This is a genomic window from Arcanobacterium urinimassiliense (genome assembly GCF_900119495.1).
Classification (GTDB): domain Bacteria; phylum Actinomycetota; class Actinomycetes; order Actinomycetales; family Actinomycetaceae; genus Arcanobacterium_A; species Arcanobacterium_A urinimassiliense.
Genome location: NZ_LT632435.1, coordinates 1,321,874 through 1,344,336, shown reverse-complemented (window position 1 = coordinate 1,344,336; position 22,463 = coordinate 1,321,874). Strand labels below are relative to the sequence as shown.

17 protein-coding genes and 1 tRNA gene are annotated in these 22,463 nt (G+C 47.0%); 11 read left to right on the top strand and 7 right to left on the bottom strand.

The genetic code is table 11. From position 1 onward, the window contains the following. Positions 1-67 precede the first annotated feature (67 nt). Both BQ7117_RS06055 and BQ7117_RS06050 read left to right on the top strand, forming a co-directional pair. Positions 68-3,076 carry a UPF0182 family membrane protein gene (locus BQ7117_RS06055; protein ID WP_084789962.1) on the top strand — a complete coding sequence of 1,003 codons (3,009 nt, stop codon included), beginning with the start codon at positions 68-70 and terminating at the stop codon, positions 3,074-3,076. 252 nt (positions 3,077-3,328) lie between these two features. Continuing rightward, positions 3,329-3,402: transfer RNA gene (locus BQ7117_RS06050), tRNA-Met, on the top strand. Between the two features lie 106 nt (positions 3,403-3,508). Here BQ7117_RS06050 and BQ7117_RS06045 read toward each other — a convergent pair. After that, positions 3,509-5,218 (bottom strand): dihydroxyacetone kinase family protein, encoded by a 1,710-nt coding sequence (locus BQ7117_RS06045; RefSeq protein ID WP_073996648.1) that lies wholly within the window; start codon positions 5,216-5,218, stop codon positions 3,509-3,511. Positions 5,219-5,429: 211 nt separating this feature from the next. Beyond that, the gene (locus BQ7117_RS06040) at positions 5,430-6,149 is read right to left on the bottom strand and encodes a GntR family transcriptional regulator (protein ID WP_073996647.1); all 720 of its coding nucleotides are present in this window, start codon (positions 6,147-6,149) and stop codon (positions 5,430-5,432) included. A gap of 283 nt (positions 6,150-6,432) precedes the next feature. Here BQ7117_RS06040 and BQ7117_RS06035 point away from each other — a divergent pair, with 283 nt between their 5' ends. The 6 genes from BQ7117_RS06035 (at position 6,433) to BQ7117_RS06010 (ending at position 14,015) form a co-directional block, all read left to right on the top strand. Further along, positions 6,433-7,374, top strand: a complete 942-nt coding sequence (locus BQ7117_RS06035) for a sugar phosphate isomerase/epimerase family protein (RefSeq protein WP_073996646.1) — start codon at positions 6,433-6,435, stop codon at positions 7,372-7,374. 24 nt (positions 7,375-7,398) lie between these two features. Beyond that, positions 7,399-8,400 (top strand): ABC transporter permease, encoded by a 1,002-nt coding sequence (locus BQ7117_RS06030; RefSeq protein WP_073996645.1) that lies wholly within the window; start codon positions 7,399-7,401, stop codon positions 8,398-8,400. Positions 8,401-8,464: 64 nt separating this feature from the next. Beyond that, positions 8,465-9,466 carry a substrate-binding domain-containing protein gene (locus tag BQ7117_RS06025; RefSeq protein WP_084789960.1) on the top strand — a complete coding sequence of 334 codons (1,002 nt, stop codon included), beginning with the start codon at positions 8,465-8,467 and terminating at the stop codon, positions 9,464-9,466. Positions 9,467-9,496: 30 nt separating this feature from the next. Further along, complete coding sequence (locus tag BQ7117_RS06020; protein ID WP_073996644.1) at positions 9,497-10,987, top strand: sugar ABC transporter ATP-binding protein; 1,491 nt, start codon at positions 9,497-9,499, stop codon at positions 10,985-10,987. Position 10,988: 1 nt separating this feature from the next. After that, positions 10,989-11,786: a cyclase family protein gene (locus tag BQ7117_RS06015; RefSeq protein ID WP_161939425.1), complete on the top strand. Its 798-nt coding sequence runs from the start codon at positions 10,989-10,991 to the stop codon at positions 11,784-11,786. A gap of 252 nt (positions 11,787-12,038) precedes the next feature. Continuing rightward, positions 12,039-14,015, top strand: coding sequence for an OPT family oligopeptide transporter (locus tag BQ7117_RS06010; protein WP_073996642.1), 1,977 nt, complete (start codon positions 12,039-12,041; stop codon positions 14,013-14,015). Positions 14,016-14,153: 138 nt separating this feature from the next. Here BQ7117_RS06010 and BQ7117_RS06005 read toward each other — a convergent pair whose 3' ends face one another. From BQ7117_RS06005 to BQ7117_RS05995, 3 genes are read right to left on the bottom strand one after another with little or no spacing between them, the layout of a single operon-like run. After that, entirely contained in the window at positions 14,154-14,786 is a 633-nt protein-coding gene (locus BQ7117_RS06005) for a dihydrofolate reductase (protein ID WP_073996641.1), read from the bottom strand. Further along, entirely contained in the window at positions 14,786-15,595 is an 810-nt protein-coding gene (locus tag BQ7117_RS06000; RefSeq protein ID WP_073996640.1) for a thymidylate synthase, read from the bottom strand. Before BQ7117_RS06000 ends, BQ7117_RS06005 begins: the two co-directional genes overlap by 1 nt. A gap of 26 nt (positions 15,596-15,621) precedes the next feature. Continuing rightward, entirely contained in the window at positions 15,622-16,158 is a 537-nt protein-coding gene (locus BQ7117_RS05995; RefSeq protein WP_084789958.1) for a DUF2505 family protein, read from the bottom strand. Between the two features lie 37 nt (positions 16,159-16,195). On the opposite strand from BQ7117_RS05995, the gene BQ7117_RS05990 reads away from it, so the two are divergent. Next, positions 16,196-17,623, top strand: a complete 1,428-nt coding sequence (locus BQ7117_RS05990; RefSeq protein ID WP_073996638.1) for a sensor histidine kinase — start codon at positions 16,196-16,198, stop codon at positions 17,621-17,623. A 66-nt stretch (positions 17,624-17,689) separates the two neighbouring features. Here the strand turns inward: BQ7117_RS05990 and BQ7117_RS05985 are convergent, their stop codons facing one another. Next, the gene (locus BQ7117_RS05985; protein WP_073996637.1) at positions 17,690-17,938 is read right to left on the bottom strand and encodes a WhiB family transcriptional regulator; all 249 of its coding nucleotides are present in this window, start codon (positions 17,936-17,938) and stop codon (positions 17,690-17,692) included. Positions 17,939-18,161: 223 nt separating this feature from the next. On the opposite strand from BQ7117_RS05985, the gene BQ7117_RS05980 reads away from it, so the two are divergent. Continuing rightward, the gene (locus BQ7117_RS05980) at positions 18,162-20,681 is read left to right on the top strand and encodes an NAD-dependent DNA ligase LigA (RefSeq protein ID WP_237563067.1); all 2,520 of its coding nucleotides are present in this window, start codon (positions 18,162-18,164) and stop codon (positions 20,679-20,681) included. Between the two features lie 119 nt (positions 20,682-20,800). Here the strand turns inward: BQ7117_RS05980 and BQ7117_RS05975 are convergent, their stop codons facing one another. After that, on the bottom strand, positions 20,801-22,060 hold the full coding sequence (locus tag BQ7117_RS05975; protein ID WP_073996635.1) for a phospholipase D-like domain-containing protein: 1,260 nt from the start codon (positions 22,058-22,060) through the stop codon (positions 20,801-20,803). Between the two features lie 103 nt (positions 22,061-22,163). Between BQ7117_RS05975 and gatC the strand changes: the two genes are divergently transcribed. Continuing rightward, complete coding sequence (gene gatC, locus BQ7117_RS05970; protein WP_073996634.1) at positions 22,164-22,460, top strand: Asp-tRNA(Asn)/Glu-tRNA(Gln) amidotransferase subunit GatC; 297 nt, start codon at positions 22,164-22,166, stop codon at positions 22,458-22,460. Positions 22,461-22,463 lie beyond the last annotated feature (3 nt).

The following is a 22,463-nucleotide window of genomic DNA, read 5'->3' as shown; positions in this document are numbered from 1 at the left end:
ACTACTCCCTCTTTTAAGTTAGATTAGTCTTAAGCAGATATTTCTATACGTAAGTTGAGGTCGGAATTTGGCTACTTCAGCAGCAGCAAAATTGAGAACTCCCGCAGGGGGAGGAAAAAAAGCAGGTAAGAACGGTGCTTTTATCCCTACTTTAGTGGTACTTGCATTAATCCTAGCGGCAGTGGTATTTCTCTCCGAATTTTGGACAGAAGTGCAGTGGTTTAAGCAGATTAATGCTTTGCGAGTGTTCTGGACGCAATACGGAGCAGCCCTCTTGGTGGGTTTAGTCGGTACTTTAATCGCTGCTCTGGTGTTTGCCCTAAATATTCGGATCACGCTTGGGAAGAAACCGCAGTCAGAGGCGGGGGCAGAAGTGGTGCTGAAGCCCCGTCCGCAAGATACCTATCTAAAGGCATTGCGTTCGCATAGCTGGCTTACATACGGAGTTATTCCCTTGGTGCTGGGGCTCGTAATCGGAGGTCGCCTCGGCTTTTCTTGGCGCACCGTATTACTTTGGCTACATGGATCTTCCTTCGGCACTAAAGATCCGGAGTTTGGGCTGGATGTTTCGTTCTTCGTATTTACTTTGCCTGCGCTGCACTTAATTCTGAGTTTCCTAATTACCTTGTTAATTGCCTGTGTGATTCTCGGCGTTATCGGTTACTGGCTCACGGCGAGCCTGCCGGAGAAAAATACTCGTGTGCGCTTGCCGAAGCGGATACAGATGCATCTAGCGGTATTGAGCATATGCTTTGCTTTTGTAATAGCCGCCCAGTTCTGGCTCGCGCGCTACGATTTATTGCTCGGAAATAATCAGCGTTTTTCGGGCGCCAACTTTACGGCTATCAACGCTTCTAAGCCGGGATACACCATTTTGGCTATTTCCGTCTTCCTCATCGGTATTCTGCTCATAGTTGCGGCTGTAAAGCAGCTCTGGAAACCGGCTCTGGTGGGAGTGGCCGCCACCGTCACCGCCGCTTTGGTACTCAGTGTGGTATATCCGCTCCTGGTGCAGAATTTCAAAGTGAATCCGAATGCGGTGGAGTTAGAGTCGAAGTATATACAGCGCAATATCGATGCCACGCTAGCTGCTTATGGTCTAGAAAATGTGGAATCTCAGCAATATGCCGCGCGCACCGATACCAAGAGCGGGCAGTTGCGCCACGATTCTGAAACCGCGGCACAGATTCGTTTGCTCGATCCGACTATTGTGGCTCCGTCTTTTAATCAGCTACAGCAGAATCGCCAGTATTACGAATTCTTAAATCCGCTTGCCGTAGATCGCTATGCAATTAACGGGAAGATGCGCGATACGGTAGTGGCGATGCGAGAGCTAAACCTGGATGGTTTGGATAATTCGCGCCGTTCGTGGGTAAATGACCATACGGTATATACCCACGGATTCGGAGTAGCTGCCGCTTATGGAAATACTATGACCACGAAAGGTGATCCTACTTTCTGGGAGGCAGGCATTCCTTCGGCAGGGGAGATGGGCGATTACGAATCGCGCGTCTACTTTGGAAAGAAATCTCCTAGTTACTCCATTGTTGGGGCTCCCGAAGGCACTGATCCTTGGGAATTAGATTATCCAGACGATAAGGCTCCGAATGGGCAAGTGAATACTACCTATAAGGGCAACGGCGGGCCAAAGATTTCCAATGTCTTCGACAAACTGCTTTATGCGGTGAAGTTCCGCTCCACTGAGCTTTTCTTCTCGGATCGAGTCACGAGCGAATCGCAGATTCTTTTCGATCGTGATCCGCATAAGCGACTAAGTAAAGTAGCTCCGTACTTGACGCTAGATTCTAAGGCACTGCCAGCAGTGGTAGATATGGATGATAATCCGGATACGCCAAAAGAATTGGTGTGGATTATCGATGGTTACACTACTTCTAATAACTATCCATATTCGGCGCGCGAGACTTTAGCTGAGGCGACGATGGATTCGCGTACCCGCCAAGTCTCTAGTACAGCTCCGGAAGAGATAAATTACATTCGCAATTCAGTAAAAGCAGTGGTAAATGCTTATGACGGAAGTGTAAAGCTCTTCCAGTGGGATCAAGATGATCCGATAATTAATGCTTGGAAGGGAATTTTCCCGGGGCAGATTACTCCGCTCGCGAAGATGCCGGGAGATTTGATTGCGCATGTGCGCTACCCAGAAGATCTCTTTAAGGTACAGCGCACTCTGCTCGCTCGCTATCACGTAAAAGATGCAAAATCTTTCTACTCTGGCGGTGATTTCTGGCAGGTGCCGCGCGAGCCCACGATGGCCGTGAAAGAAAATACTCCGGCGCAGCCTCCGTATTATATGACGCTGCAAATGCCAGGGCAGGATGCCGCTTCCTTCTCGATTACCACTTCTTATATTCCGGGTGGTAATACGAACCGAAACGTAATGACGGGATTCTTAGCGGCAGATTCTAATGCGGGCAATGAGACCGGAAAGATAGCTGATTCTTATGGCAAACTGCGACTGCTCGAAGCTCCGCGAGATTTGACGGTTTCCGGGCCTGGGCAGGCGGAAAATACTATGCTCACCAATCCGGATGTCTCTACAGCTCTGAACTTGCTTCGCCAAGGAGGCACGGAAGTGCTAGAAGGTAATCTGCTTTCCTTGCCTATTGGCGGCGGTTTACTCTATGTACAGCCAATATATGTGCAGGCTTCTTCCGGTACGCAGTATCCGACCCTGCAATATGTGCTGGCGCTCTTCGGTGACCAAGTAGGATTTGCTCCTACTTTAGACGAAGCCTTAGATGAGGTCTTCGGCGGAGATTCCGGAGCAAAAGCGGGGGATGCGGCAATTGCCGGAGCGAAAGATGCCCCGGTAGCTGGAGATAACAAGCAAGGGCAAGAGGCAGCTAAGCCGGCGGAAGGCGGCGCTGCTCCAGCTCCAGCAGCAGGTACTCCAGAGCAGAGATTGACGAAAGCTCTTCAAGATGCACGCAGTGCGATACAAGAAAGCGAAACTGCGCGAAAGAATGGTGATTGGGCAGCCTATGGTAGCGCGCAAGCTAAATTAGCGAAAGCTATTGAAGATGCCAACGCTGCTCAAGCAGAAACTAAGAAATAAGGGGAGATTTATCTACTAATAGTGGCGAGAAGTTGGTGAAAAGCTGGTGAAAAGCTGGTGAAAAGCTGGTGAAAAGCTGGTGAAAAGCTGGTGAAAAGCTGGTGAAAAGCTGGTGAAAAGCTGGTGAAAAATTGATCGCCCAGAGGAGATAAGCCCTTAATTTCGGGAATTAAGCAAGGCGGGGACGTGAGTAAGTACACGTACCCCGCCTTGCTATTAGAAGTATTTTTTATCTAGAGTAATAGATACCGACGCGGGGTGGAGCAGTTCGGTAGCTCGCCGGGCTCATAACCCGGAGGTCGCAGGTTCAAATCCTGTCCCCGCTACGAAGAGAAATTCCCGATGCCTGGTGTGGCATCGGGAATTTTTGTTGGTGTAGGCGGTTGTTATCTATTGATTTTGTTTGTGTCGCCTACCTTTGTCAGTGTTTGTTTATTGGAGGAAGTCTGCTATTGCTTGCATGAGTAGCGCGAAGGATATTGCTCCTGGATCAGGAGTTCCGAGAGAGGCGTCTCCGTGGGTGCGGGCGCGGCCTTTCCGGGCAGTGATATTCGCGGTTGCTTCGGCTGCTGTTTGAGCGGCTTCCGCGGCAGTATTCCAGATTTCTTTCAGTGATTTCGAAGAAGAAATATTTTCTTTTAGTGAATCAGCGAAAGGAACGAGCGCGTCTACCATCGTCTTATCGCCTACTTTTGCTCCTCCCATATCGGTTATGGAGTTAGCTCCAGCGATTGCGGCGGTAATTATTTCTTCTTGGGTGGGGGCGGTTTCATCAGAGAATACTCCGCCTGCTGCTGCGAGGGCTCCACCCCAGAGAGCTCCGGAAGTGCCACCTGCTCCTTCTGACCAGGCTGCGCCAGCGCGGGAAAGCAGGGTACGAGCTCCAGCTTTGGCTGCTAGAGATTCCCGCGCTGATTTTGCAGCGGCGGTAGTGCCGAGCGTCATTCCTTGCCCGTGGTCACCATCTCCGGCTATAGCATCAATTCTGCCTAGTTCTGGTTCGGCTGCTCGTGCAGTTTTTTCAAAAAGTTCTAAGATCTCAGCGAGGCTACGAGCAAATTCTGCGGAAGCGGGAGCTCCGGCCGGTATTACACTATTATCTTCTGCTTCTACTACTTTACGAGTGCCAGCATTTTCAATATTACCGGTACGGAAAGCAGGAGTATCTGCAGGAGCAACCCAGTATTTCTCTAGTTCTTCGTCTAGATACATAAGCGAAAGAGATACGCCCGCCATATCCAGCGAAGTTACTTGTTCGCCAACTATCGGTGCTACTACCGTTAAATCATGGTCAGCTAAAAGCTCAGATATAGTTCCATAGAGCACGAAAAGTTCTTCATACTTAGTGGCACCCAGACCATTTACTACCACGGCTACGCGGCCGGTATAGCCATTTTCCCGGGCGGGTTCTTCCGCTAAAACTTTTTCTACCAGCATCTTCGCGATATCCCGGGCAGGCATCATCTCATGAGAAGAAATTCCTTGCTCACCATGAATGCCTAAACCTAAACCAAAAGTACCGGGTTCTACCGTGAAAAGTGGCTCTTTAGCGCCAGGCAAAGTACAGCCAGTGAAAGCAATTCCAATCGTGCGCGTACGGGTATTAGCACGCCGAGCCAGTTCTTCTACTTTATTAATATCCAGCCCGGCTGCAGCCGCTCCGCCAGCTACTTTTACTACTAATACATCCCCGGCAATCCCGCGGCGATCATCATGCTTATCGGGAGTATTAGAAGCAATATCATCAGAAATAGTCACAATTCGTACATCAATTCCCGCTGCCCGCAGCTGATTAGCGCCATTACCAAAATGAAGCACGTCTCCAGCATAGTTACCGAAAAGTAAAATAGTGCCACCACCGTTATCAGCAGCTTTTACTACCGAAGTGACCTGGGAAGCAGAAGGAGAAGCAAAAATATTTCCGCATACTGAACCATGTGCGATACCGGGGCCTACCCAACCAGCAAAAGCGGGATAGTGGCCAGATCCTCCACCCACAACAACAGCTACCTCACCACGCGGGCTTTCAGTAGCACGCACTACACCTCCATGTACCAGCTGTACATGATTAGGAAAAGCAGCCGTAAAACCTTTCAAGGAATCGGCAGCAAATTCTTCGGGGTTATTTACTAAAAATGTCATTTCCTGCTCCATTGCTTATGACGGTAAAGGTTGATTATTTATTAGTGTAACTAGAAAGTCGCGGTGTCTATAGTGGGGCACCCCACTACGTCATAGACACTCTAATATATCCTATATGATATAGCTTGTTTAGATGTGGCGCAAGACGCAAAAGACTGTATGAAAAGTTTGCAGGAAGATGCGATTAGTTTGGGTAGCTTCTCGGTGAAAATTAGTTATCTATTACTACTGTGGATTTAATTATTTTATTGCTGGCAGTGGATCTATTTAGCACATTTAAAAGGTGATTCGTCATTGCATTTCGAATTTGTTCTACGTCTCCGTCTTTAAATGCGTCGAGTATTTGCTGGTGTTCTGCTACCGCTATGAGTGCATCGGAAGATTTAGTTAATAAATCTTGCCTGATGCGATGGATATTAAATGAAAGATTATCGGCAGTTTTTTCTATGTAGCTATTTTCGCAGTATTGCAAAATTGTATGGTGGAAATTCCAATCAGCGGAAAAGTAGGGAATTAAATTTTCTACTGCTAATTTTCCTGCTTCAGCTAGTTTATTTACTTTATCTGCCTGTCTAGCATGTTCTTCGTGGGCTATTTGCAAATCTGGAAATAATTTTTTTGCATTTTTTGCAGCTCGTTCTGCTGCCGCATTTTCGAGTACGAGGCGCATATCTATAAGTTGCGATATTTGTTTATTAGAAAGTGGTTCAGATACTCGGTAACCTTTTAGGGCGGTACGGGAAATTAAAGAAGTATTTTCCAGTTTTACCAGGGCTTCTCGCACTGGAGTGGGGGAGATATCGAGTTCTTTAGCTAACAGACCAATCTGAAGAGGAGATCCCGGTGCATATTTTCCAGAGATAAGGCGGTGTAAAAGTAGGTTATATACTTCATCCCGTAATGTATCGCGTTTAAATCCCAGAGGAATCATGCTATTTATTGCTTTCAAATAAAGTAATAGAAACGTAATTTATAATACGTGGAATTTTTAGCTACAGCTAGGTACTTCAAGAATAATTTTCTATCGAGCATTGAGAGTAGCTATTTATAGATGAGATTTACGAAACAAAAATGGTGCGAAAAGTGGTTGCACTCACTCGATATATCCTATATCCTATAGGTACTTTATAAATTTAAGCTTGGTTATACCGAATGACTAAGTGTGTATAAACCACCTCATACTGCGACGGAGCAGTTAGTTAAGAGGAGAATAAATGAAATACACTGCCGAAAATTGGCCTATTGCAGCTGCACTACTGCAGTTTCCTGCAAAAAGAAGCAATGGAATGCTAGAACAGGAAGCTCCGGCTTCCCGGTGGCGAGATGTAGCGCGAGAAATCAGTCTTGAAGGATTTGCGCATATAGATTTAATGGATACCTGGCTTCGCCCTGCAGACCTTTCGAAAGAAAGAAAAGTAGAGTTAAAAGAGAGCTTCGATGCTTATGGGGTAGGCTTTGCCGCTATCTCCGTCATTCGTAAGTCGGTAATCGATCCTGATGAGGAAAAAGCGCAACGAAATTTTGATTATATTAAGCGCACGATTGATACAGCTGCTGAGTATGGGGTGTCAATTGTTTCCATTGGTTTGCACAGAGATTTATTTCCAGCTCAAAAAACTGCGCAGTGGTTCTGGGTGGAGCCGGGCGCGATAGATGAGCCGAATAATCCCGAAAATTGGAATCTTTGCGTCGATAGAATCGGCCAGCTTTGTGAGTATGCCAAGCCTTTTAATATCGAGCTTTCTTTAGAGATGTATGAAGATACCTATATTGGTACCGCTGATTCCACCTTGAAATTAGTTTCGGATATTGGGGCTAGTAATTTAGGAATTAATCCTGATATCGGGAATTTAGTGCGCTTACATCGCCCCATTGAAAACTGGGAAGAGATGTTTATAAAGCTTCTGCCGCATTCTAATTATTGGCATATGAAGAATTACTTCCGTGATGAAGATCCAAAGAATGGGTTGTACACTACTACTCCTGCTCCTATGGAATTCGGATTTATAAATTATCGGCGTGCGATAGAAATTGCTTTGGAATCTGGCTACGAAGGCCCTCTTTGTGTGGAGCACTACGGTGGTGATGGGCTATCTGTGACTGCCACTAACCGTGAGTATATTCGCAGAATCTTGCGAGCGAAATTAGCCAAGTAAGAAGAAGGGGAGAGGGTAATAATTATGAGTAACAAGGTTTCTACGCCTAGCAAAGCTGTGCCTTTAGTTGCTAAGAATCCTATTAAGGCAGCTATTAATCAGTATCGAATTGAGCTAGCTATTTTATTTGCTTTGGTGATTCTAGTAGTTAGCTTGAGCATTATTGAACCACGCTTTTTAATGCCCGCCAATATTGAGAATGTTCTATCGCAAGTAATGGTGTTGGGATTAATTGCTATTGGGCAGACTTTTGTAATTTTAACTGGTGGCATTGATCTTTCGGTAGGCGGTATTGCTGCCATATCCACCATGGTGGGCGCAATAGTGATGTTGCAATGGGGATTCGTTCCTGGGGTAATAGCTATGTTGCTGGTCGGAGCCTTGGTAGGCACTATAAACGGGTTTTTGGTATCAAAAATAAAATTAGCTCCTTTTATCGTTACTTTAGCTACTGCGTCTATAGCAGTATCTATTACTTACGTAATATCTGATGGTTCCACCAAAACTGGTTTACCTGCAGAATTTGCCAAGCTCGGATCTATGAAAATTTTTGGTACCTATGCGTACCTGTGGTTGTTAGTGATTTGCTACATTTTGGCTCATATATTCCTGACTAGAGCTAAGTACGGGCGCTATCTGTATGCAGCTGGCTCTAATGCGGAAGCTGCTCGGCTGGCGGGTGTGCCGATAGACCGCGTGCTGATGTTCCCTTATATAGTCACCGGCGTGCTGTGTGCAGTCGCCATGATGATTGAGGCTTCGCGTTTAGGAGCTATTGATCCTAATACGGGTACGGGCTTTGAGATGAACACAATCGCCGCCGTCGTGATTGGTGGTGCTTCGCTTATGGGAGGTAGAGGCACTGTAGTAGGTACTTTCATCGGCATATTGCTCATTGGAGTGCTCTCTAATGGTCTAAACCTTTTAGGAGTGAATGCGTTCTGGCAGGGAACTGCGCTGGGAGTAATCATGCTTCTCGCCGTGGTACTCGATCGGGTAGTGAGAATTAGAAATTCTAAAAAATAACATACTTTGCTGCGCATATATTGCGCAGTAATAAAAATAACGATTCGTTTTCAAGGGGGAAAACATGCTGAAAAAGAAAATTACCGGTATTGTGCTGGCATCTGCTTTGGCTCTTACAATGGCTGCCTGTGGCGGCAGTGCAGATAAGGGCGGCGATGCAAAAGAAGCGGCTTCTTCTTGTAAAGATGCAAAGCTCGCGTATATGACTGTTTCTACTTCGGTACCGTTCTGGAGATCCATTGCGGTGGGAGCAGAAAGTCAAGGTAAAGAAGAAGGTGCGCAGGTAACGACTTATGATTCTAAACTGAGTCAATCTACGCAGATGAAGAATGTACAAGATATCATCACTTCTGGCGCCGATGCCATTATTATTTCTCCGACTGACTCCGCAGCAGCGGTTGGAGTTTTGGATAAAGCTAAGGCAGCTGGCGTACCCGTAGTTATTGCCGATGTGGGCACCGATGGCGGTGAATATGCTTCTTATGTAGCCACTGACAATGTGGCCGGAGCGGCTAAAGCTGCCGATATGATGCTGGAAGCCCTGAAAGAAAAGGGTATTACCAGTGGCGAAATTGGTATGATTTCTATTTCGCAAACTCGCCAGAATGGTAAGGACCGCACTAAAGGCTTTACTGAGAAGGTAGAGGCTGCAGGATTCAAGATGATTCCGTTGTTAGAGTCCTCTGAGTACACACGTTCCGAAGGGCTGAAGTTCACTCAGGACTTAATGACCGCGCATCCTAATATGGTGGGTCTATTTACTCAGCATGACGAGGCAACTTTAGGAGCAGTTACCGCTATTCAGACTGCTAACGCTAAAGGAAAGTTCGTCTTAGTAGGCTTTGATGGTAGCCCAGATACTATGCAAGCTATTAAAGACGGAATTGTATACGGTGCTTCGATGCAGCAGCCGGTATTGATGGGTGTGGAAGCAGTGAAGGCTGCCTGCTCAGTAATTACCGGGAAGACTCCGGAAAAGAGAATAAATGTGGATACTTTGCCCATTTCTTCGTTAAATGTCCGAGATAAAGAAGCTGAAGCTTCAAAGACTGTATTTGCTAAGTAAGTGCTATTTGTAAAAAAGAGGTAGGGAGAGATGCTCGAATTAGAAAATATACACAAGAGTTTTGGTTCTAATGAGGTACTTAAAGGTGTTAATTTGAGCATCTCTCCCGGAGAAGTCGTATCGATAGTTGGGGAAAACGGAGCCGGAAAATCCACTTTAGGGAAAATAATTGCCGGAGTGCATAAGCAGACTTTAGGCACAATAAAGATGGATGGAAAAGAAGTGTCCTTCGCTTCTACTGTGGAAGCTAGAGAGCACGGAATTTCGATAGTATTGCAGGAATTTAATTTAATTCCTGAAATGACGGTTGCCGAGAATCTACTGCTAACTCAACCAGCTGGATACTCGAAATTAGGGTTCAGATCTTTAAAATCGCAAGTAGACACTATTCGGGAAGCAGTAGATAGACTGAATGTACCTTTTCAGCTTCCGCTTGAAACTCCGGTAGAGGAATTATCAGTAGCGCAGCAGCAATTAGTAGAAATTGCACGAGCTCTTATCGCTGATTCTTCTATTTTGATATTGGATGAGCCTACTTCGGCTCTCGGTGGAAATGAAGTAGACGAGCTTCTCGATTGTGTAGAAGCTTTGCGGGAGCGCGGTAAAGGTATCGTACTCGTTACTCATAGATTGGATGAAGTATTCCGAGTCTCTGATCGTATTGTTGTCTTGCGAGATGGAATTTTCACCGGCGAATTTAAGCCGGAAGAAACTACTTCCAGTGAAGTAGTAAATGCCATGGTAGGAAGAGAACTATCTTATGATTTGGAGACAGTGCGTACGATACAACCTAGAGGTGAAGTAGTTTTAGAGGTTAAAGATCTACAAGTAGCGGGCACTGATTCGAAAATAAATTTAGTTGTGCATTCTGGTGAAGTAGTCGGAATTGCTGGTTTAGTGGGTTCTGGTAGGACGGAGCTCATGCGGGCCATTTACGGAGCTGATAAACGAACTGGTACTGTGAAAGTTGCTGGTAAAGAAATAAGAAATGGTAAACCAAAAGATGCTTTAAATAAGCACGTGGCTTTGGTTACCGAAGATCGTAAGCATCAGGGTTTATTTTTAGACTTAAGTATCGAAGACAATATGATTGTCTCCAATGAAGCAAAGAATAAAAATTTCTTGGTTGCGAAGCGTGAGAATAGGCGCGAGATCTCTAATCTTATTGAAAAGCTGCGCATAAAATTAGCTGGAGTGGATTTACCTGTTACCGCTCTTTCTGGAGGAAATCAACAAAAAGTCATTTTAGGGAAATGGCTTATGACTAATCCAAAGTTGTTAATTTTAGATGAGCCTACCCGGGGAATAGACGTAGGTGCGCGAGCTGATTTCTATCACGTAATTGACGCATTGGTGAAAGAAGGAATGGCCGTATTATTGGTTTCTTCAGAAATGCAAGAGGTGATTGCTTTATCAGACCGGCTTTTTGTGATGAGTAACGGGCGTTTTGTAAATGAATTTAAACGTGGAGAAGCAACCGAGCATAACATATTAGCATCTGCGGATGGAATGGAGATTTAAAATGGAAACGATGGATGGAAGAAAAATTATTGATTTATCTCTTCCGTTGGGAGAAGAGTATCCAGTGACCTGGCCAGGCCATATGTATTTTCAAAGTAAAGTGTTTAACTACTTTGAAAATATAGACAGCATTACTCAGCCTAAATTTCAGGTAACGGGTAGATATCACACGCGGTGGCTCGCTATGGATGAGCATACTGGCACCCATTTTGATGCTCCCGCGCATTTTTTGCCTTCTTCTGATTCTGGATTGCCGGATGGTAGTCCGGCTGGGGATATCACAGCAGATAAAGTGGATATCAGCTCTTTCATTGGCCCTGCCTGCGTGATTTCTGTGACGGATTTAGTGGGCACAGAAGCGCCGGGAATAAGCCCCAGAATTACAAAAAAGCATATTGAAGATTGGGAAGCAAATAACCGAGAACTTAAGCAGGGAGATATCGTACTTTTCCGTGCTGATTGGGACTATCTCTTCTTCAAGAAGGGCTATGAAGGCAAAAAGTATTGCTTCAATCCCTTTATCTTGAAAGAAGGAGATGCGTGGCCAGCTCCCTCTCCGGAGGCAGTTAAATACTTAGTCGATAAAGGTATTGCTTGCGCAGGTACGGATGGGCCATCGATGGGGCCAGCAGATTCCGGTGAAGCTACCCATACAGCTGGGCTTGGTAAAGGAATAGTGTTCTTGGAAGGCATGGCCAATTTACGTGCTTTGCCAGCTACCGGAGCGCAATTCATATTTTTACCAATTCGTCTGCTAAGAGGCTCAGGAGCTCCTGGGCGGGCAATTGCCTTAATCTAAAGTTCTAGACATAAGGGGCAGGTTCCATTCTGGGAGCCTGCTCCCTTTTATTTGTTCTTTCTAATTTTGCTACTTAGCTTGCTTATATTGCAGCTTTAATAGATATGAATATAGATATTGCCCTGGCGTAGGCTTAGGTCCTAAAAGCGTGGTACTCTCCGCAAAATATCTGGAATACCTTTGCCCGGTGGTTGAAAGTGGCATAATAAACACTTGTGTAGTTAGATACACGCAATATTGAAAAGAGAAAGTATGGCTAAAAACAAAACAGAATCTTCACCGCAGGCCGCTACGAGCGTTCGAGAGCTCACGCTGCGGGCAGTAATAATTGGCGGATTAATTACCCTAGTATTTACCGCTGCAAATACTTATTTAGGATTAAAAGTAGGGCTTACCTTTGCCACTTCTATCCCCGCTGCCGTTATCTCTATGGCAGTGCTGCGGAAATTTTCTGGGCATACGGTAGTAGAAAATAACATCGTGCAGACCATCGCTTCGGCTGCCGGTACGCTTTCCGCAATTATTTTTGTGCTTCCCGGTTTAGTAATGATCGGTTGGTGGAGCGGGTTTTCGTATTGGACCACTATGTTCGTCTGTGCCATTGGCGGTACTTTAGGCGTCATGTATTCCATACCGCTGCGTCGGGCGCTGGTGACGGGTTCTGATTTGCCTTACCCCGAAGGAGTAGCAGCCGCCGAGGTGCTAAAGGTAGGCGATGAAACTGGCTCGGCAGAAGAGAATAAGCGCGGCTTAAAGATAATTATCGTCGGTGCTCTTACTTCCGCGGGCTATGCTTTAGCTACTGCTTTTAAAGCTGTAGCTGGTTCGCTTTCCGCCGCTTTCCGTATTGGAGGGAGCGGTACTATGGCCGGCGCTTCGCTTTCTCTCGCTTTAGTCGGGGTCGGGCATCTAGTTGGCCCGGCAGTAGGTATTGCCATGATAGTCGGTTTAGTGATTTCTTATGGCGCTTTGCTCCCCATTTTTACGGCCGGAGAAGCTGCAAACGCCGATTCTCTGCTGGATTTTGTAGGTACCGTATTCCAGCATGATGTGCGCTTCGTAGGCGCCGGAGCAATGGCTATAGCCGCTATTTGGACTTTAATTAAAATTATTGGCCCCATCGTAAGTGGAATGAAAGAATCGCTCGCTTCCTCCCGTAAACGCGAAGAAGGGGAGACGGTGCCGCTCACGGAGCAAGATATTCCGTTTAAGATCGTTTTGCTCGTGACGCTACTCTCGATGATTCCAATCGGTTTCTTGCTGTGGAATTTCCTGCATTCTTCACCGATCAGCCATCACACGGCGATACTGCTGATTTCTTCTATTCTTTTTGTGCTGCTAGCTGGCTTAATAATTGCCGGTATTTGCGGTTATATGGCCGGTTTAATTGGAGCTTCCAATTCTCCAATTTCGGGAGTAGGAATTATCGTAGTAATTGCTTGTGCGCTTCTCACGCTGTTAGTGACGGGGAGTGAAAAAGATATGAACCCCACGGCTCTTGTGGCTTATACTCTCTTCACCACTGCTATCGTATTTGGAATTGCCACAATTTCTAACGACAATCTGCAAGATTTGAAAACTGGTCAGCTGGTAGGGGCTACTCCTTGGAAGCAGCAGGTGGCTTTAGTAATTGGTGTAGTCTTCGGTTCTTTGATTATTCCGCCGATTCTCCAGCTTATGCTCACGGCTTTTGGATTCCAAGGCATGGAAGGGGCGGGCCCGGATGCGCTGGCTGCGCCGCAGGCGGCCCTACTTTCTTCGGTAGCTCAGGGTATATTTGGCGGTAACCTCAACTGGGCGCATATTGGCTTAGGCGCTCTTATAGGTATGGGGGTAGTAGCCATAAACGAGGTACTTATTCGTACCACTAAATACTCTTTGCCTCCTTTAGCGGTAGGCATGGGTATGTATCTGCCTTTCAGCTTGACCATTATGGTGCCGCTCGGGGCGTTAATCGGCTATATCTACAATAAGCGGGCAGATAAGCAGAGCAATCCAGCGCAGTCGAAGCGTTTGGGAGTACTGCTTGCTACTGGCCTTATCGTAGGTGAATCGCTTTTCGGAGTATTAAACGCCGGTATTATCGGAGCTACGGCGAATCCAGATGCGCTGGCAATTATGCCAGAAAGCTTTGCGGGAGCCGCTATTCCACTCGGCGTAATCGTATTTATAGGTACGCTGATTCTTAGCTACCGGTGGGTAGAAAAGAAATCGCAGGAAGTGAAGTAGCGCTTCACCTTTAATTATCTGTAAATAATTTGGGAGCAGACGGCCAGTCTGCTCCCAAATTGCTAAATAAGTGCTTTTATTGAACGCTTTCTGTCGAGTACTTTTTGCGAATACTTTTTACCAAGTATTTCCTATCAATCAGATCAGGGATTGAATTTTCTCCACTTCCATTTGCGCCGCCTCAGCCACTGCCGCCGTCAGCGCAAAATCTGCGGTATTTTGGCGAGTGTAGAGCGTAAAGCGGTAATTAATTCCTTTTTTTGATTGCCGCCAAGTAGGAGCAGCAAGATCCTCTACCGGAGGATTTTGGTAGTATATTTCCCACGCTGCGTCGATCTTTGGCGCGAAGGTATCAGCTTCTGGCACCTCAATATCAATATCGGTCACCGCCAAGATATCTGCTTGTGCCAGCGCGTGCTTATAGAGAGAAGCCCCGCCAATTATCCAGCTGAGATGCAAAGGATTGTTATCCGGCGTATCGCTAACCTGCTCAGTAACTGCGGCCGCGGCTGCGATAGCGCTTGCTAAATCGGGACATACGTGCGCGCCCTCTGCCTTATAGTCACTTTGCCGCGTGACTACAAAATTTGTTCGCTGCGGGAGTGGGCGAAATTTATCGCCCAAGGATTCCCACGTCCGCCGCCCCATAATTACGGGATGGCCGATTGTGAGCTGTTTAAAAATCTGCATATCTTCAGGAACTCGCCACGGAATAGTGCCCGATTTCCCGATAGCTCCAGATTTTCCCTGCGCCCAAATCATTCCCAGCATTATACGGCCACCGGAGCTTTAATAGCGGGATGATGCTGGTAGCCTTCGGAAGCGCGAATATCGTCCATCTCATAGGAGAAAATTGAGGGCGCTTTCTTTAGCTCTAGCTTCGGGAAAGGATAAGGAGTGCGCGAAATCTGTTCTTTTACCTGCTCAATATGGTTAGTGTAGATATGGCAATCCCCTCCGGTCCACACAAATTCACCTACTTCTAAATCGCACTGTTGCGCCACCATATGCGTGAGCAAAGAGTAGGAAGCTATATTGAAGGGCACTCCTAAGAAAAGATCGGCAGAACGCTGATAGAGCTGGCAAGAAAGCTTTCCATCTGCCACATAGAACTGGAAAAATGCGTGGCAAGGCATAAGCGCCATTTTTTCTAGTTCGGCCACATTCCAAGCAGATACAATAATGCGACGTGAATCGGGATTATTGCGCAGCGTATCTATTACTTGTTGGATTTGGTCAATATGTGCACCATTCGGAGCTGGCCAAGAACGCCACTGATAGCCGTATACCGGGCCTAAATCGCCGTTTTCGTCTGCCCACTCATCCCAAATAGTGATTCCCTGCTCTTGGAGCCAGCGGATATTAGTGTCTCCGCGCAGAAACCACAGTAATTCACCTTTTACTGCTTTCATTGCAACGAATTTAGTGGTGATACGGGGGAAACCTTCTGTCGCTAAATCGTAACGGAGCTGCTTTCCAAAAAGGGAGAGGGTACCGGTGCCAGTGCGGTCGCCTTTCGCTGCCCCATTTTCTAATACTTCAGCTAGGAGGTCTTCATACTGTCTATTAATTATCGCCATAGTTCTATCCTAAAGGAGATAAGTATTTAGTTGCCTAAGATGTGCATAATCAGATCTTTATCATTTTCGAGTACCTGCGGAGCGTAGCTCAGAATTTTCTTCTCAATTAGGCGCCCGAAGAAAGGATCACTCGCTTTTAGGGTGCCGCTATAGATGATTTTACTCCCAGGTGCAGCAGGGAGAGCTACTCCTTCTAAAGTTATGCTGAGCGGTGCTCCCTGAATATCGATTTGGTAATCCATATCCATTTTTGCGTAATCACTATCAGTGTGGAATATGGCGGTGAGGTTAATATCAGCTCCGCGCGGGAGTAGATTTCTTGCCAAGCCGGGCAGCTGGGTATTTTCAATATGTGCCGCAAAGGTGATCTCTGTATCGGCCGGAGCGCTGCTCGGGGTATCCGCAGCAGCGCTGGCAGGGGCATCCGGAGTGGAGCTTTCCTGCAATTCATAGGAAGTAAGCGCTAGTTTTTCGGCGCGCGCGGCAAAAAGGGCTCGGCTCTTTAGCACTGGGCACAGCTCGGAGAGTTCTGCTGTAAAAGTCATCTCATATCTAAAATCCATACTCCTATTAAATCGAAAAACCGTCTATCCTGAAAGTGTGCCTACTTTGACAAAAATTTTAGAGCGCTCTGGGCGTCTCAATGCAGGAGAGCGGGAACGCTTACATTTACTTATTGGAGATTGGTCTACCATTGCCGATATCTCTTTTTCGGATCTATTGCTCTATGTGGAGACTTCTGCTGGTTACGTAATAGGTGCTCACTCGCGCCCCGCTACGGCAGCAACCATTATCGAAGCTGATATCGTGGGAGACCGGGCTGCTCGTATAGATTCACACAATATCGAGCAGGCTTGCCGTGATAAAAATATATTTCGGCAAAATCGCGACGGGGTGCTTCACACCTATATTCCAGTAGTTTATAAGGGCTCGATAATAGCGGTAATGCAGGTAGTGACGGCAGAAGTGCCAGATAGAGTGCCTTCGCAACGCCACGAAAACTATGAAGAAATTTCCCAGACATTATTCCATATGGTGGCGAGTGGAGAATTTCCTTTTAGTGATGTCCCCTTAGGGGTGCGGCGAGGTGCACCTCGGGTATCAGACGGAGTAATTCATTTAGATTCGGAAGGGGTCGTAATCTATGCGAGCCCGAACTCGGTATCGCATTTTCGACGGCTTGGCGAAGAAAAGCCTCTCGCGGGGCAAGTGCTAGCCGAAGTAGTTACGGGGCATTTGGAAGAATATGCAGTGCCGGATGAATCTTTGCCCCTAGTGCTCACCGGAAAAGCGGCCTGGAATTCAGAAATTACTACGCACGGCGTCACTGTTTCGGTGCGCAGTGTGCCGCTCTTAGAAAATGGAAAAAGACTGGGCGCAATTGTGATGAGCCGCGACGTCACGGAGCTGCGCCGGCAAGAGCAGCAACTTCTTTCCAAAGATGCCACTATTCGGGAGATAAATCATCGAGTAAAGAATAATCTGCAGACAGTTTCGGCGCTGTTGCGCTTGCAGGGGCGGCGTGCATCCAATGCGGAAATTAAAGAAGCGCTCGGGCAGGCTCAGCGCCGTGTAGAGATGATTGCCCTAGTGCATGAAGGGCTTTCGCAGACGGTAGACGAAGTGGTGGAATTTGATTCCGTATTCGGTTCGTTGCTACGCATGGTGCGCGATATTGCGGTCACTTCTAATAATGATGTGAGTATTGATTTTACGGGTAGTTTTGGGAAAGTGCGGGCTGAGCAAGCTACGGCCTTGGCGATGGTGCTAAATGAAATAATTTCTAATGCGGTAGAGCATGGGCTTTCTGCGGGCGGCGAGATTCAGGTACGGGCGGCACGTACAGATAATCTTCTTCATCTTGAGGTGCAGGATAACGGAGTAGGAATTGGCGATAAAATGCCCGGAGATGGTCTCGGTACGAAAATCGTTAAGACTCTGGTAAACCACGAATTAGATGGCCGGATTAGTTGGGAAAATGCTCCGGAGGGGGGCACGCTCGTAAAAACTACTATGCGTTTGCGTTAAATATTGCGTTAAACAGTGCGGTACTAAAAATTGCGCTAAATAGTTAAATAGTAGAGGTTGGTAGCATTAGCCGACGCGGCGGGTGCGCACATTTCGGCGGCGAATAGCCCGCCGTTCGTCTTCCGACATTCCGCCCCAAACTCCGGCATCTTGGCTGGTATCTAGGGCCCATTTTAAGCAAATGTCCAGTACAGAGCAGCTGCGGCATATCTGCTTAGCTTTCTCTGCCTGCGCTAAAGCAGGGCGCGAAGAACCGATAGGGAAAAATAATTCCGGATCTTCATTTAAACAAGCTGCTCTGTGGCGCCAATCCATTATTTGCCTCTGCCTCCGAATACGGAATCGATTTCATTTACCGGATATGCTTTTACATATCTTCGTGAACTACAGTTAATAACTTTTGCAGGTTTGTGGGTGCTAGTAAAGAGGTAAAACTGTGATTCTTAACAGTTGTGCTAGAAATAGCTCACACTAGAAATAATTGGGTGATTTTTCTGCTGCCTACCCATAGGTAAATCTTTTCGCAATAATAGGAACTGTGAAAGAAAATCTGGATTTCGCGGCGGCGCAGCAGCGGTGGCAAGAATTAGCTCCTCTGCTGGAGCGCGCCCAAGCGGCATACCATCTAACGGGAGAGCCGATTATGGTGGATGCAAAATATGATTCGCTCATGTATGAGATGCGGCATTTGGAAGATGAATTTCCGCAGCTCTGGTCGGTAAATTCTCCTACTATGCGAGTCGGAGCGAAACCAACTGGGCCGGAGAGCATTCCGCGGAAGCACCGAATGCAGATGTATTCTTTACAAGATGTATTTTCCCGCACGGAGCTGCGGACTCGCTTAGAGAGTTTAGAAAAAGAAATACCTGGCCGCCCAGAGTTTACTTTAGAAGTAAAGATAGATGGTTTGGCGCTAAATCTTACCTATAAAAAAGGCATACTAACCACTGCTGCCACGCGTGGAGATGGAGTGACCGGGGAAGACGTGACGCAGAATGCTTTAGCTATTTCCGCTATTCCGCATCGTTTGCGGGGAGAAGTTCCAGATATTCTGGAAGTGCGGGGCGAAGTATTTTTTCCGGTAGCCGCTTTTAATGAGTTTAATGCACAAGTAGCACAGCGCAATCAGCTTATTGACGAGCGCAATCAGCAAATAAAAGCCGAAAATGAGCGGATAAAGCGGGAAAATAAAAAAATTGCGCAGCAGAATGAATCATTGCCGGAAAAAGATCGCTTACCGCTTTTAGCGATAAAGCGGCGAGAGGCAAAATTAAAAACTTTCGTAAATCCGCGTAATGCCGCCTCCGGGTCATTGCGGCAAGAAGATACCACCGGTTTCGCTTTGCGTTCTTTAGATTTTATTGCCCACGGCATCGGCGCAGTGGTAGGGGCGCCTCCAGAAATAGAGAAATATCTGCAGAAACAGAGCAGTATTTATGAGCTATTTACCAAATGGGGGCTGCCTACTTCTCCCGAAACTGTGCTGGCACATTCTCAGGCAGAAATAGAAAGCTATTTAGATAAATACGCGCAGGCGCGAAATTCTTTACGTCATGAATTTGACGGCGTAGTTATTAAAGTAAATAGTTACGCACAGCAGCAAAAAATTGGATTTACTAGCCGAGTGCCGCGCTGGGCCCTAGCCTATAAATTCCCTCCTCTGGAGGTGGAAACTCGGCTACTTGATATTCAAGTACAGGTAGGGAGAACCGGGCGCGTCACTCCTTATGCAATTATGACGCCGGTAATGGTAGATGGCTCGACTGTAGCGCAAGCAACTTTGCATAATCCGCAAGAAGTAGTGCGTAAAGGGATATTAATCGGCGATACGGTAATCGTGCGGAAAGCTGGCGATATAATTCCAGAAATTGTCGGGCCAATTTTGGCCGAGCGCGACGGCACGGAAAAAGCCTTTATTATGCCGGATACTTGCCCAGCTTGCGGTGCGCCGGTGCGGCCAGCGAAAGCGGGAGATGTGGATCTGCGCTGTGAAAATACGCGTTCTTGCCCAGCGCAGCTCACGCAGCGGATAGCTCATATTGGGGGGCGGGGTGCGCTCGATATTGAAGGTTTGGGAGAAAAGACGGCGCTGTGGATAGCTGATCCAGATAGGTACCGGCGCGATGCGTTAGTAGCGCTAGCAACCGGGCATAAAATCTTCCTCGAAAATTCCCGAGCAGATAGTAGCTATTTGCAATTTTCTGCTTCAGAGCTACAGGAGTTGGGAATTGTCGATAAAAGAGGAGTATTTAAATATCCGGAAGAGATAATTCCGCCCGCGCTTATTTCCCAGTTAGGCTTGCCGGAGCCGCAGCAGCCAGTGCTTGATTCCGAAGCAGAGCTTTTTGCTCTGAACGCCGAAAAAGTGAAAGAAGTGCGAATCTGGCAAGAGTTGCGGATAAATGGCGAGCCGAGTGGAGATTACCTCTATACGCGTGCTGCTTGGGTAAGTGACGCTAAAGATGGTCAAGCGGCGCTAAATCCCACTAAGAATACAGAAAAATTATTTGTCGAATTAGAGAAAGCTAAAAGTAAGGAGTTCTGGCGCAAACTAGTGGCACTTAATATTCGCCACGTCGGGCCGGTAGCCGCTCGGGCTCTCGCGAGCCGGTTTGGTTCTTTGGACGCTATTAAACAAGCCGATATTGCGGAAGTAGCCGAAGTAGAAGGAGTAGGAGAAATAATTGCTTCTTCGTTAAAAGAATGGCTAGAAGTGGATTGGCATCAAAACATAGTGCAACAGTGGGAAGCCGCAGGCGTAGTATTTGCGGATAAGGCGGATGCTGCAGAATCTGCTAGCGATACTCCGGGCATTTTATCTGGAATGACGGTGGTGGCCACTGGATCGCTAGAGCACTTCACTCGGCAAGGGGTACAGGAAGAGATTCGGCGGCGCGGAGGAAAAGCTGCTTCCTCGGTATCAAAAAACACTACTTTTGTAGTGGCTGGAGCTAAAGCAGGTAGTAAAGCCCAAAAAGCTGCAGATCTCGGAATTCCGATTCTGAGCGAAGCGGAATTTTTAGAGTTTTTACAGGGCGAACGCGGCCTCACCGAGTAGATGCGCCTGCGCCAAGGAGCTGTTGCCACATTAGGGAGAGTGGCTGCATCAGTTAAGAGAATTATTTAGTAGGCATATTTGCTAGTTGGTAGTTTTACTAGTTTGCCTTTGCTCGTGCCTTAGAGAAGTGGGCCTAAGGGGCGAAGTATCTGTTCTGCTAATCGGGCCCAATTAGAGCGCTCTTCCCATATCTCTTGGGTCAATTCTGAAGCATTAGTCAAATCGTGGCGGAAGATTTCCTCCATAGCTGTAGCCATATCGGAAGAAAATATATTCATATTTATTTCAAAATTACCGGCCATCGAAAGGCGGTCGATATTAGTGGTACCCACGGTAGACCAGATTCCGTCTGCCGTCATTGTTTTAGCGTGAATCATGGCGTCGTGGTAAAGGAAGATACGCACCCCATGTTCCAGTAGTTCGCTATAGTGCGGTTTCCCCACCCAGTCTGCCACAATATGGTTGGAGTATTCCGGAATCAGAATTCTTACATCTACTCCGCGCTGTGCAGCCTGAATTAAAGCCAAACGGAGGCCTTGATCAGGAATAAAATACCCCATCGTTATCCATACGCGTTTGGAGGCGCGATCGATCGACTCTAAATAAGAGGCCCGCACCGGATGCGAATTAAAGGCAGGAGTATTCACAATCGCCCGTAAATCTGGGTTCCAATCAGGGCTATTGCGGTCAAGTAGCGGAGTTTGCTTCTCACTATGGTAGAGATTCCACATATCCACAAAAGCGTTTTCCAGCTCCCACACCTGGGGGCCGGTGATCTTTATATGGGTATCTCGCCAGTGTTGGGCATAAAGTTTACCGATATTGTATCCGCCTACATAGCCGACCTTGCCGTCTGCCGCCAAAATTTTGCGATGGTCACGCCCTTTCTGGCGTGCTTGCCCGGTTAAAATTCCGGGGCGGATAAGTGGGAAGTTAATTACCTGGATGCAGGGGTGGGGTGGATAGGTGGAAATAGTAGGTGGCTGATTTAGATTTCCCCAAGAATCTTGAATAATAAATACTTTTACTCCGCGTTCCGCCGCGCGAATCAACGCCTCCCGAAAAGCAAAACCTACCGGATCGGCCTTGATAATAAAGGTTTCAAAATAAATGTATTCTTGGGCGCGTTCAATAGTTTCTAGCATAGAATCGTACAGGCGCATCCCGTCGGTATAGATAGTCACTCGGCAATCTGAAATTTGTACCTCTAACGGGGGGCTGGCCGGGAATTTTCCACTCTGCGGATTACGCCGTTTCCGGTGTTCATCCACGGCGGTGACGGCAGCAATTGCAGTAAGCTGTGCTCCGAAAGTACCGAGAGCTCCATATTTAATTACTGATTTTAGAGTCTTTTTTCCAATTCTGCGCCTGTCATTCATAACTACTAGTTTAATCGAAAACTTTCTTTCACAAAGTGCTGGTAAAAGTAAGTAATTCGCTACCCGTTCGCATTGCGCCGAATTTAGGCACTACAATAAAGGTATGTCGACATTTTCTAGAGAAGAGGTAGTCCGAGTGGCTGACCTCGCGCGTATTTCTTTAACAGAAGCGGAAGTAGATCAATTTACGGCAGAGCTAGCTGTGATAGCTGATGCTATGGCAAAAGTATCTGAAGTGGCTGCCCCCGATATTCCCGCTACTTCTCATCCTATTCCTCTCACCAATGTCTGGCGAGAAGATGAAATAGGAGAAGGAATAAATCTGCCAGAAGTTTTGGAGATGGCTCCAGCAGTAGAAGACGGAAAGTTTGCCGTGCCGCAGATTTTGGGAGAGGAATAGTAG